This window comes from Xanthomonas boreopolis (assembly GCF_046529185.1).
GTDB classification, from domain to species: Bacteria; Pseudomonadota; Gammaproteobacteria; order Xanthomonadales; family Xanthomonadaceae; genus Pseudomonas_S; species Pseudomonas_S boreopolis.
The window spans coordinates 351,097-367,634 of sequence record NZ_CP097162.1; the positions used below are offsets into that span (position 1 = coordinate 351,097).

Genomic DNA, 16,538 nt, shown 5'->3' on the forward strand with positions numbered 1-16,538 from the left:
GCGCAAGCGGTTGCGCTTACCCTCGTGCCCACGCCCTCGCGCCAGCGAAGGGCTCCCGCCCGTTGCCAGAGACCCCGATGCGCTCCCTGTTGCTCGCCGCCTGCATGCTCGCCACGCCCGTCGCCGCCCACGCCGAAAAGCTCACCCTGGAAGCCATCACCGGACCGTTGCCGCTGTCCGGACCTACCTTGATGAAGCCGCAGGTGGCGCCGGACGGCTCGCGCGTGACCTTCCTGCGCGGCAAGGCCGAGGACCGCAACCGGCTCGATCTGTGGGAGTACGACATCGCCAGCGGGCAGACCCGCCTGCTGGTCGATTCCACGGTGGTGCTGCCGGGCGCCGAAACGTTGAGCGACGAGGAAAAGGCGCGCCGCGAACGCCAGCGCATCGCCGCCTACAGCGGCATCGTCGATTACCAGTGGGCGCCGGACGCGCAGCGCCTGCTGTTCCCGCTCGGCGGCGAGCTGTACCTGTACGACCTGCGCAAGCGAGGGCCGGAAGCGGTGCGCCGGCTCACCCATGGCGAGGGTTTCGCCACCGATCCCAAGCTCTCGCCGCAGGGCGGCTTCGTCAGCTTCGTGCGCGGGCGCGACCTGTGGGTGATCGACCTGGCCAGCGACGCGCAGGTGCGGCTGACCCGCGATGGCAGCGACACGATCGGCAACGGCGTGGCCGAGTTCGTCGCCGACGAGGAAATGAACCGCCATACCGGCTACTGGTGGGCCCCGGACGATTCGGCGATCGCCTTCGCGCGCATCGACGAGGCGCCGGTGCCGGTGCAGAAGCGCTACGAGGTCTATGCCGACCACACCGACGTGGTCGAGCAGCGCTATCCGCAGGCCGGCCAGCCGAACGTGCGCGTGCAGCTGGGCGTGATCGCGCCGAAGCAGGGCGCCGCGCCGCGGTGGATCGGCCTGGGCGCCGATCCCGACATCTACCTGGCGCGCGTGGACTGGCGCGACCCGCACCGGCTCACCTTCCAGCGCCAGTCGCGCGACCAGAAGCGGCTCGACCTGGTCGAGGCGGACCTGGCCACCGGCGCGCAGCGCACGCTGCTCAGCGAGACCTCGCCGACCTGGGTGCCGCTGCACGACGACCTGCGCTTCCTGAAGGATGGCCGCCTGCTGTGGAACTCCGAGCGCAGCGGCCATTCGCATCTCTACGTGGTGTCGGCCGACGGCACCGCCTCGACGCCGCTGACTTCCGGCGAATGGGTGGTCGACCAGGTCGAGGCCGTCGACGAAGCCGCGGGCAAGGTGTACTTCACCGCGACCAAGGATTCGCCGACCGAGAGGCAGCTGTACGTGGTGCCGCTGGCGGGCGGGCCGGTCGAGAAGCTCAGCCGCGTCCGCGGCACGCATGCCATCAGCTTCGCGCGCAACGCCAGCGTCTACGTGGACAGCTGGTCGAACACCGCGACGCCGCCGCAGATCGAGTTGTTCAAGGCCGACGGCAGCAAGCTGGCCACCTTGGTGGACAACGACCTGGGCGATCCGCGGCACCCGTTCGCCAAGTACCGCGATGCGTTGCGCCCGGTCGAGTTCGGCACGCTCACCGCCGCCGACGGGCGCACGCCGCTGCATTACCGCCTGCTGCGCCCGGCCGGTTTCGACCCGGCGAAGAAGTACCCGGTGATGGTCTACGTCTACGGCGGCCCGGCCGCGCAGACCGTCGTCGACAGCTGGCCCGTGCGCGCCGACGCGATGTTCGACCAGTACCTCGCCCAGCACGGCTACGTGGTGTTCTCGCTCGACAACCGCGGCACGCCGCGGCGCGGCCGCGAGTTCGGCGGTGCGCTGTACGGGCGCCAGGGCACGGTGGAGGTGGACGACCAACTGCAGGGCGTGGCCTGGCTGAAGTCGCAGCCGTGGGTGGATCCGGCGCGGATCGGCGTGCAGGGCTGGTCCAATGGCGGCTACATGACGTTGATGCTGCTGGCCAGGCACAGCGAGGCCTATGCCTGCGGCGTGGCCGGCGCGCCGGTCACCGACTGGGCGCTGTACGACACGCATTACACCGAGCGCTACATGAACCTGCCGGCGGCCAATCCGGACGGTTACCGCGAGGCGCGCGTGGCCGAGCACCTGGACGGGTTGTCGTCGAAGTTGCTGCTGATCCATGGGATGGCCGACGATAACGTGTTGTTCACCAATTCCACGGCGCTGATGAGCGCGTTGCAGAAGCGGGGCACGCCGTTCGAGCTGATGACGTATCCAGGGGCCAAGCACGGGCTTTCCGGGCAAGATGCGCTGCATCGTTACCGCACTGCCGAGGCGTTCATTGCGCGCTGTTTGAAGCCTCGGGACGATTGATGGCCCAGGCGTGGCGTGTTGCGGGGGGGGCGGGGGTGCGGCGAGGTGCTTCGGTTTTCCTTCTCTCTCTGGGGGTGAAGGCGTGTTGCATGCGAGTCATTGGCTTGCGCGGCGTTGAGCGCGATCGGGTTATGTCCGATGGCCGGCGATCGAAGATCCAGCGTCTTTGCCTTTCACGCTATCGGTCCGTTCTCCGACATCTATCTACCGTCATCCCCGCGAAGGCGGGGATCCAGGGACGTTGCTTTTGTGGCTTTTGGCGAGCAAGCCAAAAGCTTTCGCCTTCGGCGAGTCACTTTTCTTTGCTTGTGCACGCGCGCTGCAGGAGCAGCGCCGCACGGCGAAGCCGCCCCAAGGGCGCGGCACAGGGATGTGCCGCGTAAAGAAAAGTAACCAAAGAAGCGCTTCACAGCAGCCGAAGCGCTTCACAACAGCCGAATGGCTGGTCATGGCTGATCAAGCACACCCCGCCTTCGCGCCCGCAGCTACGCTGCGGGTCCGCGGAGCCGGCGGGATTTTTCGACGGGGCTCGTCCGCTATGCGGCCGAGTCCGGGGCATTCGCCGCACGGCGAATGCCCGCCCGCCGGGGCGAAGCGGTGCTTCGCCTTTTTCCGGCGAGCCCTGCCCCGGCGAAAACGACGTGCATCCATGCACGTCGCCCTTCGGGCGTTTCCCGCCGTCTCCGCCGCTTCGGAGGGGCCCGCGCCGCAGTGACATTTGTGGGCCATAGTGGTTGGCGCGCCGCCGCGCGAGGAGGTGTTATCCAATCCAGAGCAAAATCACGAGCAACGGCAACGGCAACGGCAACGGCATGGCTCATGGGCTTGCCAGCGGTTGTCGGCCGTCGTCCCCAGCTCTCCAGCGCCGCCGCTACAGCCGTCGCCATGACCTTTGGCCCGTTGCCGGCGCCCGGCCGGGCACGTAGGTTGCCGGCTACCGTTCCTGTGCAGGAAACCACCCGATGAAACCGCTCGTCCTGGCCGTTTCGCTGGCGCTGCTGGCGCCGTTGTCCCCGTCCGTGCAGGCCGCGGCGCCGGCCAAGGCGGCCGCGCCCGCCGTGCCGCAGTGGGTCGCGCGCAGCAACGAGTACGCGCAGATCCTGTTGCAGGCGCAAGCGCCGTTCCAGCCGGAATTCGTCAGCTTCTTCGGCGTGCCCGGCTACGACGACAAGGTCGTCGATCTCGGACCGAACCACGACCAACGCGAGCGCGATGCCTTGGCCAAGGCGCGCGCCGCATTGCATGAGAAGCTGGCCGTCGAGCGCGACGCCAACGTGCGCCAGGACCTGGAGATCATGCTCGCCGCGATCGATCGCCAGGTCGAAGGCAGCCAGCTGCAGGAGCGCTACCTGCTGCCGTGGGTGGACGTGCCCAAGCTGGTGTTCGGCGGCATCAACAACCTGCTGTCCGACCAGACCCCGCCCGAGCGCCGCGCGCGCGCGCTCGATCGCCTGCGCAACTACGCCGGCCTCTCTCCGGGAGGCACCTCGACCGCCGCGCAGGCGCGGGCGCGCTACGAGGAGCGGCTCGGCGACGCGCAGTTGCTGCAACCGACCCGGATCGAGGTGGAGCAGGCGCTGGCCAACGTCGATACCTACATCGCCGGCATCGGCCAGCTGTTCGCCAAGTACGGCATCAAGGACGACGGCGCGCTGGCCGCCGTTTCCAGGCAGTTGAAGGACTACGCCGCCTGGACCCGCGCCGAGGTGCTGCCCAAGGCGCGCGAGGACACGCGCCTGCCGGAGCCGCTGTACGCCTTCCAGCTCAAGGAGGTCGGCATCGACATCGATCCGCGCCTGCTGATGCAGCGCGCGCAGCTGGAATTCATGGAGACGCGCTCGGCGATGCGCCAGCTCGCGCCGCTGGTGGCCAAGGAGAAGGGCCTGCCTGCCGGCGACTACGTCGACGTGATCCGCGCGCTCAAGCGCGACAGGATCGCCGACGACAAGCTCGAGTCGCACTACCGCGGCGTGATCGACCGGATCGACCCGATCATCCGCGAGCAACGCATCGTCGACGTGCCGAACCGGCCGATGCAGATGCGCCTGGGATCGCCGGCCGAGAGCGCCGCGCAGCCGGCACCGCACTTCCTGCCCGCGCCGCTGGTCGGCAACACCGGCCAGCAGGGCCAGTTCGTGCTGCCGCTGGGCAACCCGGATGCGGGCGGCAAGGGCCAGCAGTACGACGACTTCAACTTCGGCTCGGCGGCGTGGACGCTGAGCGCGCACGAAGGCCGGCCCGGCCACGAGCTGCAGTTCACCGCGATGGTCGAGCGCGGCGTGTCGCTGGCGCGCAGCCTGTTCGCGTTCAACTCGGTCAACGTGGAAGGCTGGGCGCTGTACGCCGAGGCCGAGATGGTGCCCTACGAGCCGCTGGACGGGCAGCTGATCGCGCTGCAGTTCCGCCTGTTGCGCGCCGCGCGCGCGATGCTCGACCCGATGCTGAACCTGGGCCTGATCGACCGCGAGCGCGCGCGCCTGGTGCTGGAGAACGACGTCGGCGTGTCGCCGGCGATGGCGCGGCAGGAGCTGGACCGCTACATGGTGCGCTCGCCGGGCCAGGCCGGCAGCTATTTCTACGGCTACTCGCGCATCATGGAGCTGCGCATGCGCACCGAGCTGGCGCTGGGACCGAAGTTCGACCGGCTGAAGTTCAACAACTTCCTGCTCGACCAGGGCATGCTGCCGCCGGACCAGCTGGCCAAGGCGGTGGAGGAGGTCTTCGTCCCGTCGCAGCGCTGAGCCAGCGGAGGTACCGCCGCCGGAATCGCGGCGGTATCGCAAGACATGACACTGTGAGGCGCTTCTGTGGGAGCGACTTCAGTCGCGACGGGCTTTATCGGGAAGGCCCATCGCGACCGAAGTCGCTCCCACGAAAAAACACCCTTGCGGGACTCTGTCCGCTGGTACCCGAGTCAGGGCTGCTGCTGCGCGCCCGGCGGCACCCAGATCGCCACGCCGGCCGCATGCTTCTGCGTGGTCGGGATGCCGATGCCGAGCCCGCCGCCGACGTGGCCGCCATAGCTGCCGGCGCCGACCGATACGCCGCCGCCCGAGCGCTGCGAGCCCACGCCCATCAACACCACGCCGTTGGCGCCGAGCTTGGCCGCCTCGCGCTTGAGCCGGTCCACCGCGGCGTTGGTCTGGCCCTGGGTGCCGAAACCGGCCGCGCTGGTGGCCTCGATCTGCGCGATCTCCACCGAGCCGACCGGCGCGGTGTTGTAGATGCGCACGAACGCCGGGTCGATCGGCGGGCGTGCCTGGCCCATCATCACTTTCGAGGAGCTCGCGCAGCCGGCCAGGGCAAGGCCGAGCAGCGCGGCGGTCAACAGGCGTATGGTCATGGCGATTCCCCTCAGCAGTCGGGTGGCATGATCCGGCGCGGCCGCTGAATGCGGCCGGACCTGGCGGGAGCGAGCATGCGCTCCCGGGCGTGAAGCGGCCGGCGAGGCATGACCACCGGCCCGGTTGCCAGCCCGGCCCGGCGCGCTATCGTGCCGGTTCCGACCAAGGAGCACGAAGATGGGACTGATCAGCCTGCTGTGGGGCATCGTGGCGCTGTTGTGGATGATCCTGGCGTTCATTCCGCTGCTGGGCTGGGGCAACTGGTTCCTGATCCCGTTCGCCGCGGTGGGCGCGATCATCGCCGCGATCGGCATCCTGTTCACTTCGCCCGGCAACCGCGGGCGCGCCAAGGCCGGACTGTTGCTCAACGGCATCGTGATCGTGGTCGGCGTGTTCCGGTTGATGCTCGGCGGCGGCATCGTCTGACCCGGCGCGGAGCGCCGCGACAATCCGTCGCAGGTCCGTCCGGCGGCGCGCGGCGGAGGCGTAGAATGCGCGGCCTGTTCCCCCGACGATCCCAGCCGCGCCGGCGCCGGCCGCCGCGCGGCGATCTCCGCGATGATCATCCGCCCGCGTCCCCACGGTTGGCAGCTGCTCTACATCCTGCGCGGCTCGATCGTGCCGGCGATCGCGCCCAAGGTGCTGGCGATCGGCGTGCTCGCGCTGGCCGTGGCCGCGTTCGCCGAGCTGGCGCACCCGCCCGGCATCGAGCGGATCTCGGTGGTGCCTTTCAGCCTGCTCGGCCTGATGCTGTCGATCTTCCTGAGCTTCCGCAACAACGCCTGCCACGAGCGTTGGTGGGAAGCGCGCAAGCAATGGGGGCAACTGGTCTACGAATCGCGCAGCCTGGCCCGCCAGTGCGCGGTGCTGCTCGCCGGCGACCCGGCGCGGCGCCAGCGCGTGGGCTATCTCGTGGCCGGGTTCGCGCAGGTGCTGGCGGCGCGGCTGCGCGCGCGCGACATGCAGGCCGCGGCGCTGCCGTGGCTGCCGGGCCGGGACGCGGCGCTGCTGCGGGGTCGCGGCAACGTGCCCGACCAGATGCTGACGCTGATCTCGGCCGAACTGGCGCAGCCGCTGCACGAAGGCCGGCTGGACGCCTACCTGTACGGCCAGCTCGAGGCGCGCGTGCACGCGCTGTCGGCGATCCAGGCCGCCTGCGAGCGCATCGCCGGCACGCCGTTGCCGTTCGCCTACACGCTGCTGCTGCATCGTTGCGCCTGGCTGTTCTGCGTGCTGCTGCCGTTCGGGTTGGTGACCGCGCTGGGCTGGGCGACGCCGGTGGTGTCGATGCTGCTGGCCTACGCGTTCTTCGGGCTGGACCGGCTCGGCGACGAACTCGAGGAGCCCTTCGGCCTGGAGCCCAACGACCTGCCGATCGACGCCCTGGTGCGCACCATCGAGATCGACCAGCGCGAAGCGCTCGGCGAGCGCGACCTGCCGCCGCCGTTGCTGCCGCGCGACTACCTGCTGCAATGACCCCCTTCAATCCAAGCCAGAGGAATCCCGCCATGGCCCACCCGCATTACCGCCCGCGTCGCATGCGCCGCCACGACTTCACCCGCCGGCTGATGCGCGAGCACACGCTGACCGTCGACGACCTGATCTGGCCGGTGTTCGTGCACGAACTGCCGGGCCGCGCGCCGGTGGCGTCGATGCCGGGCGTGGAGCGGCTGTCGATCGACGAGCTGCTGCGCGAGGCCGAGCAGGCGCTGGAGCTGGGCATCCCGGCGATCGACCTGTTCCCGGTGGTCGATCCGGCGGCCAAGAGCCTGGACGCGGCCGAGGCCTGGAATCCGCAAGGCCTGACCCAGCGCACGATCCGCGCGCTGAAGTCGCGCTTCCCGGAACTGGGGGTGATGACCGACGTGGCCTTGGATCCGTACACCACCCATGGCCAGGACGGCATCATCGACGAGAGCGGCTACGTGCTCAACGAAGTCACCGTCGAGGCGCTGGTGAAGCAATCGCTGTCGCATGCCGAGGCCGGCGCCGACATCGTCTCGCCCAGCGACATGATGGACGGCCGCATCGGCGCGATCCGGCGCGCGCTGGATGCCGACCCGCGCTTCCTCAACGTCAGCATCATGGCCTACTCGGCGAAGTACGCCTCGGCGTTCTACGGCCCGTTCCGCGATGCGCTCGGCAGCTCGGGCAACCTCGGCAAGGCCGACAAGAAGACCTACCAGATGGACCCGGGCAACGGCGAGGAAGCGCTGCGCGAGATCGCGCTGGACCTGGAGGAGGGCGCGGACATGGTGATGGTCAAGCCGGGCATGCCGTACCTGGACGTGGTGCGGCGGGTGAAGGACACCTTCCACGTGCCGACCTATGCCTACCAGGTCAGCGGCGAGTACGCGATGCTCAAGGCCGCCATCGCCAACGGCTGGCTGGACGAGCGCAAGTGCGTGCTGGAATCGCTGCTGGGCTTCAAGCGCGCCGGCGCCGACGGCGTGCTGACCTACTTCGCGCCGCAGGTGGCGCGCTGGCTGCGCGAGGGCTGAGCACCGCGGCGGGCGCGGCCCGGTTGCCGCGCCCGTGCCCGCGCCGCATCACGGCATCGGCAGCGCGATCGCGGTGGCCTTGGCGCTGGCGCCCAGGCCCGGGAACGGGTCCAGGCTGGCCATCGTGATCACGTCGTCGATCGACACCACGTCGCAGGCGATGCTGTCGTCGTTGAGGCAGAAGTACGCCGCCGCGCCCACGCCCGGCTCGTACACCGCCTTCCATACGTAGTCCGGCACGCGCACCGCGTCCGCGCCGATGGTCGCCGGCGTGCCGGTGTCGAAGGCCGGGCCGGTGACCACGTAGACCTCGCCGTTGTCGCGGGCGAGCTGGCGGACCTGCTCCTCGATGGCGGCCCACTTGCCGGTGTTGAGTTTGTGGTCCTGCGGTACGACGTTGGCCATCGAGAAGGTCTCCTTCTCCGAGGTGGTGGTGGAGGCGTCGCCGGCCGGGGTCATGTGGCCTCGGTCGTAGCCGCTGTTGGTGTAGTCGCTGCTTTCGGAGCGGTCGGCGGCCGGGATGCCGGTCTCCTCGTGGAACGAGCCGGTGCGGCCGATCGCGTCGGCGCCGGCGACCTGCTGGTCGGTCAGGTGCTCGGCCGAGTACAGCGGGCCCTTGGTCACGCCCGAGGCCATCAGCACGTACTCGCTGTGGCAGACCTCGGTGGTGCGCGCGGCGATGGCAGCGTCCAGCGTCGGCGCGGCGCCGCGGTAGTACAGCGAGGGGCATCCGGTCGCCGCCAGGGCGGCCGGGGCGGCGAATGCGGCGATCAGGACCAGGGCGCAACGCTGGAACGTCTTCATCTCAGGCTCGTCGGTGGGAGTGGAGCCGGCAAGCTCGCGGCGCGCGATGGCAGGACCGTGACCGCGCGGTGGCGGCGGCGGCCAGCCCCAAGCGGGTCACGGGCCCGGCGTGATCCGCGGCGCACCTGACTGCGTTCGATAAGCGTTCTCATTTAGAATGCGCACCTCCCATCCCTCCGGCCGCCGTCCCCTCGCGTGATCAAGTCCCTGCTCTTCCAGTTGCACTGGCTGTTGGGCATCAGCGCCGGCGCGGTCCTGGCGCTGATGGGCCTGACCGGCGCCCTGCTGGCGTTCGAGGACGAGGCCCTGCACGCGTTGAACCCGGCGCAGGCCGCGATCAGCGAGCGCCATGCCCGCGGCGAGACGCCGCTGCCGCTGCCCGAGCTGCTGCGCCGGCTGCAGGTCGGCCCGGAACAGCGACTGGCCCGGCTGATCGTCGATCCCACCGGCGACCGGCTTTCGCGGCTGCGCGCGCAGCAAGGGCCGGGCCAGCGCCTGGAGTTCTATTTCGACCCGTATACCGGCCAGCGCCTGGACGACCTGCGCGGGGTGGACGCCTTCCAGTTCATCGAGGAACTGCACCGCCATCTCGCCGCCGGCGAGCGCGGCAAGGCGGTGACCGGCGCGTGCGCCTTCATCCTGCTGTTCTTCTGCCTGTCCGGGCTCTACCTGCGCTGGCCACGGCAGTGGTGGAACTGGCGCGCCTGGGCCGTGGTGGAGTGGCGGCGCCAGGGGCGCGGTTTCCTGTGGAGCCTGCATTCGGTGATCGGCACCTGGTGCCTGCTGCTGTACGTCGTCATCGCGCTGACCGGGCTCAACTGGTCCTACGACTGGTACCGCAAGGGCCTGGTGCGCGTGTTCGGCGACACGCCGGCGGCGGCGGCCGGGCGCGGCGCGCGCCCGGGCGATGGCGAGCGCAAGCCCTGGAACCTGGAGCGGATGCAGGCCGCGCTGGACGGCGTGCCCGGCCTGGCGCGCGATCTGTACGACCTGCGTTTCCCCGAGCGCGGCACCCAGGTGGCGGTGCGCTACCGGCCGGCCGACCCGGCGCACTCGCGCGCCTACGACCTGGTCGAGATCGACGGCATCCGCGGCCTCGTGCTGCGGCGCCAGCCGTATGCCGGCCAATCGGCCGGCGAGCAGCTGTTGACCAGCCTCTACGCGCTGCATACCGGCAGCTTCTTCGGCCTGCCGGGGCGCATCGCCTGGATGCTGGCGGCGGCCTGCATGCCGCTGTTCTTCGTCACCGGCTGGCTGTTGTACCTGGACCGGCGCCGCAAGAAGCGCGCGCTGCGCGAGGCCCGCCAGGCGCTGGTGCCGGCCGCGCCTGCGGGCGAGCCGTGGCTGGTCGGGTTCGCCAGCCAGAGCGGTTTCGCCGAGCGGCTGGCCTGGCATGCCGCGGGCCAGTTGCAGGCCGCCGGCCTGCCGGCGCAGGTGCGGCCGCTGGCGCAGCTCGACCCGGCCACGCTGGGAGCCGCCCGGCGCGCGCTGTTCGTGGTCAGCACCTTCGGCGACGGCGAGGCGCCGGACGCCGCCCGCGGCGTGGAGAAGCGCCTGCTGCGGCAGGCCCAGGCGCTGCCCGAGCTGGGCTATGCGCTGCTCGCGCTGGGCGACCGCCAGTACGCGCGCTTCTGCGGATTCTCGCGGCGGCTGGAAGCCTGGCTGACCGCGCAGGGCGCGCGCGCGCTGTTCCCGACCGTGGAAGTGGACAACGCCGATCCGCAGGCACTGGCGCACTGGCAGGCGCAACTGGCCGGCGTCACCGGCACGGCGGTCGCCTCGTTCGAGTCGCACCGGCCCGCGTACGCGAGCTGGCGCCTGCGCGAGCGTCGCTGGCTCAATCCCGGCAGCGAGGGCGGCCAGACCTGGCGGATCGACCTGGAACCGCCCGCGGGCACGTACTGGCGGGCGGGCGACATCCTCGAGATCGAGCCGCAGCAGGCACCCGACGTGGTGCGCGAGTGCCTGCGCGCGTGGCGGCTGGAGCCGGGCACCCCGGTGCAGGTGGACGGCCGGACCCTGGCGCTGGCCGAGGCCGCGGCCCTGCGCGCCTTGCCGCCGCCTGCGCCGGAAGCCGCGTTGCCGGAGCCGCAGGCCTGGCTGGACGCGCTGGCGCCGCTCGGCACGCGCGAGTACTCGGTCGCCTCGGTGGCCGAGGACGGCGTGCTGCAACTGGTGGTGCGGCTGATGCACGACGAAGCCGGTCGTCCCGGCCTGGGCTCGGGCTGGCTGGCGCTGCATGCGCCGCTCGGCGGCGAGGTACGGGCGCGGGTGCGCGCCAATCCCGGCTTCCGCCGCAGCCCGGGCGTGCCGATGGTGCTGATCGGCAACGGTACCGGTATCGCCGGCCTGCGCAGCCTGTTGGTCGAGGCGCAGCGCGCTGGCGAACCCGGGCATTGGCTGCTGTTCGGCGAGCGCAACGCGGCGCACGATCGCCTGTTCGGCGAGGAACTGGATGCGTGGCTCGCGCTGGGGCACCTGCAGCGGCTCGACCTGGCGTTCTCGCGCGACCAGGCGCACAAGGTCTACGTGCAGGATCGCCTGCGCGAACGCGCCGGCGAGCTGCGGGCATGGCTGGCGCGCGGCGCCGTGATCCACGTCTGCGGCAGCCTGCAGGGCATGGCCCAGGCGGTGGATGCCGAACTGCGCCGCCAGCTCGGCGAGGACGGGCTGGATGCGCTGGTGGCCGAGGGCCGCTATCGCCGCGACGTTTACTGAGCCGTCCGCCGCCGGCATCGTATCGGGATCTTCCATCCCGGAGTCCTGGACATGTCCTTCCTGGTCCGCCCCGCACGCGCCGAGGATGCGGCCGAGATGGCCCGGCTGCTGACGCAGCTCGGCTATCCGGTGGGCGAAGCCGAAGCGGCGGCGCGCTGGCGGGCGATCACCGCTTCGCCCCGCCATGCGGTGTTCGTCGCGGCCGCCGCCGAGGGCCCTCTGGCCGGCCTCGTCGCCGTGGAGCGGCGGCTGATGCTCGAACTGGGCGAGCGCTGCGAGATCGTGGCGCTGGTAGTGGACGCGCACCTGCGCCGCGGTGGCGTCGGGCGCGCGCTGGCCGACGCGGCCCGCGCATGGGCGCAGGCCGGGCCCGGCGGGGCGATGATGGTGCGGTCCAGCGTGGCCCGGGAGGCATCGCACCGGTTCTACGAACGCGTGGGCTTCCGGAACATCAAGACCCAGCACGTCTACGAGCTGCGCCTGGAGTGAACGGTCGCCGCTTCAGCGGCAGCGATCGTCCCCGCTCGCGGCCGGCGCCTTCATCCGGTAGATGTCGAGCTTGCCGGCCTTCGGCGCGCGGGCACTGCCGCTCAGCAGCAGTTCGCCGGGCTTGGAGGCGTCCACCACCGGGCCGAGCGTGGTGCCTTCGGCGTCGTTGAACGACACCGCCAGCGCCTGCGCCTCGCCATAGCGGCCGTTCGCGCATTGCGCCAGCCACAGCCGCACCGGCTTGGTCGCGGGATCGGCCGAGCGCGCGAACACCAGCGCGCGGCCATCGCCCAGCCAGGCCGCGTCGAACTCGTCGGCGTCGGTGTTGACGCCGGGCACCGGGCGCGGATCGACGAAGGCGCGGCCGTCCCAGCGCGCCACGAACAGGTCGTGGTCACCCGCGCCGCCATGCCCGTCGCTGGAGAACAGCAGGCGGGTGCCGTCCAGCGACAGCGTCGGCGCCCATTCGTCGCCCGCGGTGTTGACGCCGGCGCCGAGGTTCTCGACCGGGCCGAAGCCGTCCGCGCCGACCGCGGCGCGGTACAGGTCGTCGCCGCCGAAGCCGCCCGGCCGGTTGGAGAAGAAGTACAGCCAGCGCCCGTCGGCGCTGAAGAACGGATCGAAATCGTTGGCCGGCGAATTCAGCGGCAACGGCACGGGATCGCTCCAGCGCCCGCCGGCGAGGGTGGCTTGCCACAGGTCCCAGCCGCCCGCGCCGCCTGCGCGGTCGGTGCTGCCCCAGACGATGCGCCGGCCGTCCGGCGACACCGTGGCGCGCACTTCATTGGCGGGCGTGGACACCACGCCCATGCCTTCGATGCCGAACTCGGCCAGTCCCGTTGCCGACGGGACGCAGAGTACACTCGCCGCCAGCGCGAGCAGCGATCCTCGCAATCGCATGCGGTTCTCCTGCAGAGAAGGGACGCGCAAGTCTAGCCAATCGAGAGTGCCTCCATGCCCGCTTCCCGCTACGCCGTGTTCGGCCACCCCGTCGCCCATTCGCTGTCGCCGCGCATCCATGCCGCGTTCGCGCGCCAGCACGGGATCGCGCTGGAATACACCGCCATCGATGCCGCCCCGGACGCGTTCGCCGCCACGCTGGAGCGCTTCGCCGCCGAGGGCGGCGCCGGCGCCAACGTCACCTTGCCGCTGAAGGAGCAGGCCTTCGCGCTGGCGGCCACGCTCAGCGCGCGCGCGCGCCGGGCCGGGGCGGTCAACACGCTGGTGCGCGACGGCGACCGCTGGCACGGCGACAACACCGACGGCGCCGGGCTGGTGCGCGATCTCACCGATCGCCACGGCCTGGACCTGCGCGGCCGCCGCGTGCTGCTGCTCGGCGCGGGCGGTTCCGCGCGCGGGGTGGCGCCGGCGCTGCTCGACGCCGGCGTGCTGGAGATGGTGATCGTCAACCGGACCCCGGAGCGCGCCGACGCGCTGTGCGACGTGCTCGGCGAGCCGGCGCGCGCGGTGTCGCGCTACTGGGAGGACCTGCACGACCTGGGCGACTTCGAGCTGATCGTCAACTCGACCTCGGCCGGCCGCCAGCCGGATGCGGCGTTCTCGCTGCCGCTGTCGCTGGTCAACAGCATGACCACTGCGGTCGACCTCAACTACGGCGACGCGGCGATCGCCTTCCTGGCCTGGGCGCGCGCGGCGCGATGCCGCAACAGCGTGGACGGACTGGGGATGCTGGTCGAGCAAGCCGCGGAGAGTTTCGAACGCTGGCATGGCGTGCGTCCGGATACCGCGCCCGTCTACGCGGCGTTGCGCGAGCGCAGCGCGTTGCTGGTGGGCGAAGACTGAAATCCAAAGGGAGATTGGAATGGAAATGATGAGCATGTTGGCCGTCGTACTGGGCGGCCTGTTGGTCCACCTGCCGCTGTTGGCCGCGCTGGTGGCCGGATTCGTGATGCTGGCGGTGGCGCCGGCGGGCCGTCCGCGCCGTGGCGGCCTGTGGGGGATATCGCTGATCCTGCTGGCCTTGCTGCTGGGCACACTGACGAGCGCGCTGCCGATGATGTTGATGCACTTCGGCAGCGAGTCCGTGAGCATGATCCGCACGGTCGCGATCGCGGTCGGTTTCCTCGTCTCGGCCATCCAGGCGACGGGCCTGGTGCTGCTGGTGCTGTCGCTGGTGCGGGCGCTGCGTCCGCCGCACGCGGCCTGAGCCTCGGAGGGCCCGGTTTCGGCCGGTGCGACCGGGCATGAGAAAATAGCCGGATGAACGATGCAGCCAGTCCGGGTACGGACACGACCCCGTCCGAGCCCCGGCGCCAGCTGGGCGAGCCGCTGAAGGCGAGCATCCGCGCGGCCTACGCCAGCCTGCAGGCCAACACCCCCGGCTTCGCCACCCGTCGCGCGCAGAGCCAGATGATCGGCGTGGTCTCGCGCGCGCTGGCGACCTCCGGCGGGATCGGCATCGTCGAGGCGCCGACCGGCGTCGGCAAGAGCCTGGGCTATCTCACCGCCGGCGTGCCCATCGCGCTGGCCAGCAAGAAGAAGCTGGTGATCAGCACCGGCACCGTCGCGCTGCAATCCCAGTTGGTCGAGCGCGACATCCCCGCCTTCCTCAAGGCCACCGGGCTGGAGGCCAGCGTGGCGTTGGCCAAGGGCCGCACCCGCTACCTGTGCACGCGCAACGCCGCCGAGCTGCACGGGGAGGCCAGCCAGGAGTCGATGTTCGAGGACGAGCAGGCGCTGTACGACCGGCCGCTCAGCCCGGCCGACGCCGAGATCGCGCACCGCCTGGCCAAGGCCTACGCCGACCGCAAGTGGAACGGCGACCTCGACGAGGCTCCCGAGCAGGTCCCGGTATCGCTGCGGATGCGCATCACCACGCCGGCTTCCGGATGCGCCGGCCGGCGCTGCAGCTACTCGGCGCAATGCCCGGTGCTGAAGGCGCGCAGCGACGTGCGCGAGGCGCAGATCGTGGTCACCAACCACGCGCTGCTGCTGTCGGCGCTGTCGCTCGGCGATTCGGACAACGGCCAGCCGTTGATCGCGCCGCCCTCGGACATGCTGCTCGTGCTCGACGAAGGCCACCACATCGCCGGCGTGGCGATCGACCAGGGCGCGGCCAACCTGCCGCTGGACGACATGGCGCGCCGCACCGGCAAGCTGCAGATCCTGATCGCCGCGGCCTACCGCGCGATCGACAAGGAGAAGATCGGCAACCTGCTGCCGAACGAGGCGATCGAACTGGCCGCACGCGTGAGCAAGCTGCTCAGGGCGTTCCATGCCATGGTCGGGCAGGCCTGGAAGCCGGATCCCGCCGAGCGCGATCCGCAATGGCGCGCGCCGAACGGCCAGCTGCCGCCGGACTGGCGGCCGGCGATCGAGGAACTCGGCGAGGATACGCGCGCGCTGTTCAACTGGGTGCACGCCGCGCACGGGCTGGTCGCCAAGGCCAAGCAGGACGACGCGGCGCGCGAGCGATTGCAGCGCAACCTCGGCATGGCGCTGGAGATGGTCGAGCAGCAGCACGCCCTGTGGGGCGGCTGGCGCCGCGAGGACAGCGAAGGCCAGCCGCCGATGGCGCGCTGGATCACGCTGTCGCGCGACGGCGATCTGGTCTGCCACTGCTCGCCGGTGTCGGCCGCGCAGGTGCTGCGCAAGCTGCTGTGGAGCGAGGTCGACTCGGTGGTGATGACCTCGGCGACGCTGACCGGCGGCGGCGATTTCCAATCCTTCGCGATCGACAACGGCGTGCCCGAGCATGCCGAGATGACCGCGCTCGCCTCGCCGTTCGACCTGCCCAACCAGGCCGAGCTGGTGGTGCCCAGCTTCCCGGTGACGCCGGACGACCGCGAAGGCCATCCCAGGGAAGTGGCGCGCTACCTCGTGCGCGAACTGGACTGGGGCAAGGGCAGCATCGTGCTGTTCACCTCGCGCTGGAAGATGGAGAAGGTCGCCGACCTGCTGCCGGTGGCGCAGCGCAACCGCGTGCTGGTGCAAGGCGAGGGCAACAAGAGCCAGCTGATCGGCGAGCACCTGCGCCGCATCGCGGCCGGCGAAGGCTCGGTCCTGTTCGGCCTGAATTCGTTCGGCGAAGGCCTGGACCTGCCCGGCGAGGCCTGCACCACGGTCGTCATCACCCAGGTGCCGTTCGCGGTGCCGACCGACCCGCAGACCGCCACCCTCGGCGAATGGATGGAAAGCCGCGGCCTCAACCCGTTCAACCTGATCGCGATCCCGCACGCGCTGCGCACGCTCACCCAGTTCGCCGGCCGCCTGATCCGCAGTTCCACCGACCACGGCCGCGTCGTCATCCTCGACTCGCGCCTGCTCACCCGCCGCTACGGCCGCCGCATCATCGACGCGCTGCCGCCGTTCCGGCGGGTGATCGGCTGAGTCGTCGGGACGCGGCCCTT

The 16,538-nt window shown here is 71.0% G+C and carries 13 protein-coding genes; 10 read left to right on the forward strand and 3 right to left on the reverse strand.

The window, feature by feature from the left end:
• Positions 1-77: 77 nt before the first annotated feature.
• Positions 78-2,312, forward strand: a complete 2,235-nt coding sequence (locus M3M27_RS01505) for a DPP IV N-terminal domain-containing protein (protein WP_434026940.1) — start codon at positions 78-80, stop codon at positions 2,310-2,312.
• Positions 2,313-3,274: 962 nt separating this feature from the next.
• Positions 3,275-5,053: a DUF885 domain-containing protein gene (locus tag M3M27_RS01510; RefSeq protein WP_434026941.1), complete on the forward strand. Its 1,779-nt coding sequence runs from the start codon at positions 3,275-3,277 to the stop codon at positions 5,051-5,053.
• A gap of 173 nt (positions 5,054-5,226) precedes the next feature.
• Here M3M27_RS01510 and M3M27_RS01515 read toward each other — a convergent pair whose 3' ends face one another.
• Positions 5,227-5,655, reverse strand: a complete 429-nt coding sequence (locus M3M27_RS01515) for a hypothetical protein (RefSeq protein WP_140725382.1) — start codon at positions 5,653-5,655, stop codon at positions 5,227-5,229.
• Positions 5,656-5,833: 178 nt separating this feature from the next.
• On the opposite strand from M3M27_RS01515, the gene M3M27_RS01520 reads away from it, so the two are divergent.
• The 3 genes from M3M27_RS01520 (at position 5,834) to hemB (ending at position 8,157) form a co-directional block, all read left to right on the forward strand.
• Entirely contained in the window at positions 5,834-6,082 is a 249-nt protein-coding gene (locus M3M27_RS01520) for a hypothetical protein (protein WP_140725385.1), read from the forward strand.
• A 132-nt stretch (positions 6,083-6,214) separates the two neighbouring features.
• The gene (locus M3M27_RS01525; protein ID WP_140725389.1) at positions 6,215-7,132 is read left to right on the forward strand and encodes a bestrophin family protein; all 918 of its coding nucleotides are present in this window, start codon (positions 6,215-6,217) and stop codon (positions 7,130-7,132) included.
• Between the two features lie 32 nt (positions 7,133-7,164).
• Positions 7,165-8,157, forward strand: coding sequence for a porphobilinogen synthase (gene hemB, locus M3M27_RS01530; RefSeq protein ID WP_140725392.1), 993 nt, complete (start codon positions 7,165-7,167; stop codon positions 8,155-8,157).
• A gap of 48 nt (positions 8,158-8,205) precedes the next feature.
• Here hemB and M3M27_RS01535 read toward each other — a convergent pair whose 3' ends face one another.
• Entirely contained in the window at positions 8,206-8,961 is a 756-nt protein-coding gene (locus M3M27_RS01535) for a DNA/RNA non-specific endonuclease (protein ID WP_434026942.1), read from the reverse strand.
• Between the two features lie 195 nt (positions 8,962-9,156).
• Between M3M27_RS01535 and M3M27_RS01540 the strand changes: the two genes are divergently transcribed.
• On the forward strand, positions 9,157-11,679 hold the full coding sequence (locus M3M27_RS01540; protein WP_434026943.1) for a PepSY domain-containing protein: 2,523 nt from the start codon (positions 9,157-9,159) through the stop codon (positions 11,677-11,679).
• Between the two features lie 51 nt (positions 11,680-11,730).
• Positions 11,731-12,168: a GNAT family N-acetyltransferase gene (locus M3M27_RS01545; RefSeq protein WP_434026944.1), complete on the forward strand. Its 438-nt coding sequence runs from the start codon at positions 11,731-11,733 to the stop codon at positions 12,166-12,168.
• Positions 12,169-12,180: 12 nt separating this feature from the next.
• Here the strand turns inward: M3M27_RS01545 and M3M27_RS01550 are convergent, their stop codons facing one another.
• Positions 12,181-13,068 carry a TolB family protein gene (locus tag M3M27_RS01550; RefSeq protein ID WP_434026945.1) on the reverse strand — a complete coding sequence of 296 codons (888 nt, stop codon included), beginning with the start codon at positions 13,066-13,068 and terminating at the stop codon, positions 12,181-12,183.
• Between the two features lie 54 nt (positions 13,069-13,122).
• Between M3M27_RS01550 and aroE the strand changes: the two genes are divergently transcribed.
• From aroE to dinG, 3 genes are read left to right on the forward strand one after another with little or no spacing between them, the layout of a single operon-like run.
• Positions 13,123-13,971, forward strand: coding sequence for a shikimate dehydrogenase (aroE, locus tag M3M27_RS01555; RefSeq protein WP_434026946.1), 849 nt, complete (start codon positions 13,123-13,125; stop codon positions 13,969-13,971).
• 34 nt (positions 13,972-14,005) lie between these two features.
• Positions 14,006-14,335, forward strand: a complete 330-nt coding sequence (locus M3M27_RS01560) for a hypothetical protein (RefSeq protein WP_434026947.1) — start codon at positions 14,006-14,008, stop codon at positions 14,333-14,335.
• Between the two features lie 53 nt (positions 14,336-14,388).
• Positions 14,389-16,518: an ATP-dependent DNA helicase DinG gene (gene dinG / locus M3M27_RS01565; RefSeq protein WP_434026948.1), complete on the forward strand. Its 2,130-nt coding sequence runs from the start codon at positions 14,389-14,391 to the stop codon at positions 16,516-16,518.
• Positions 16,519-16,538 lie beyond the last annotated feature (20 nt).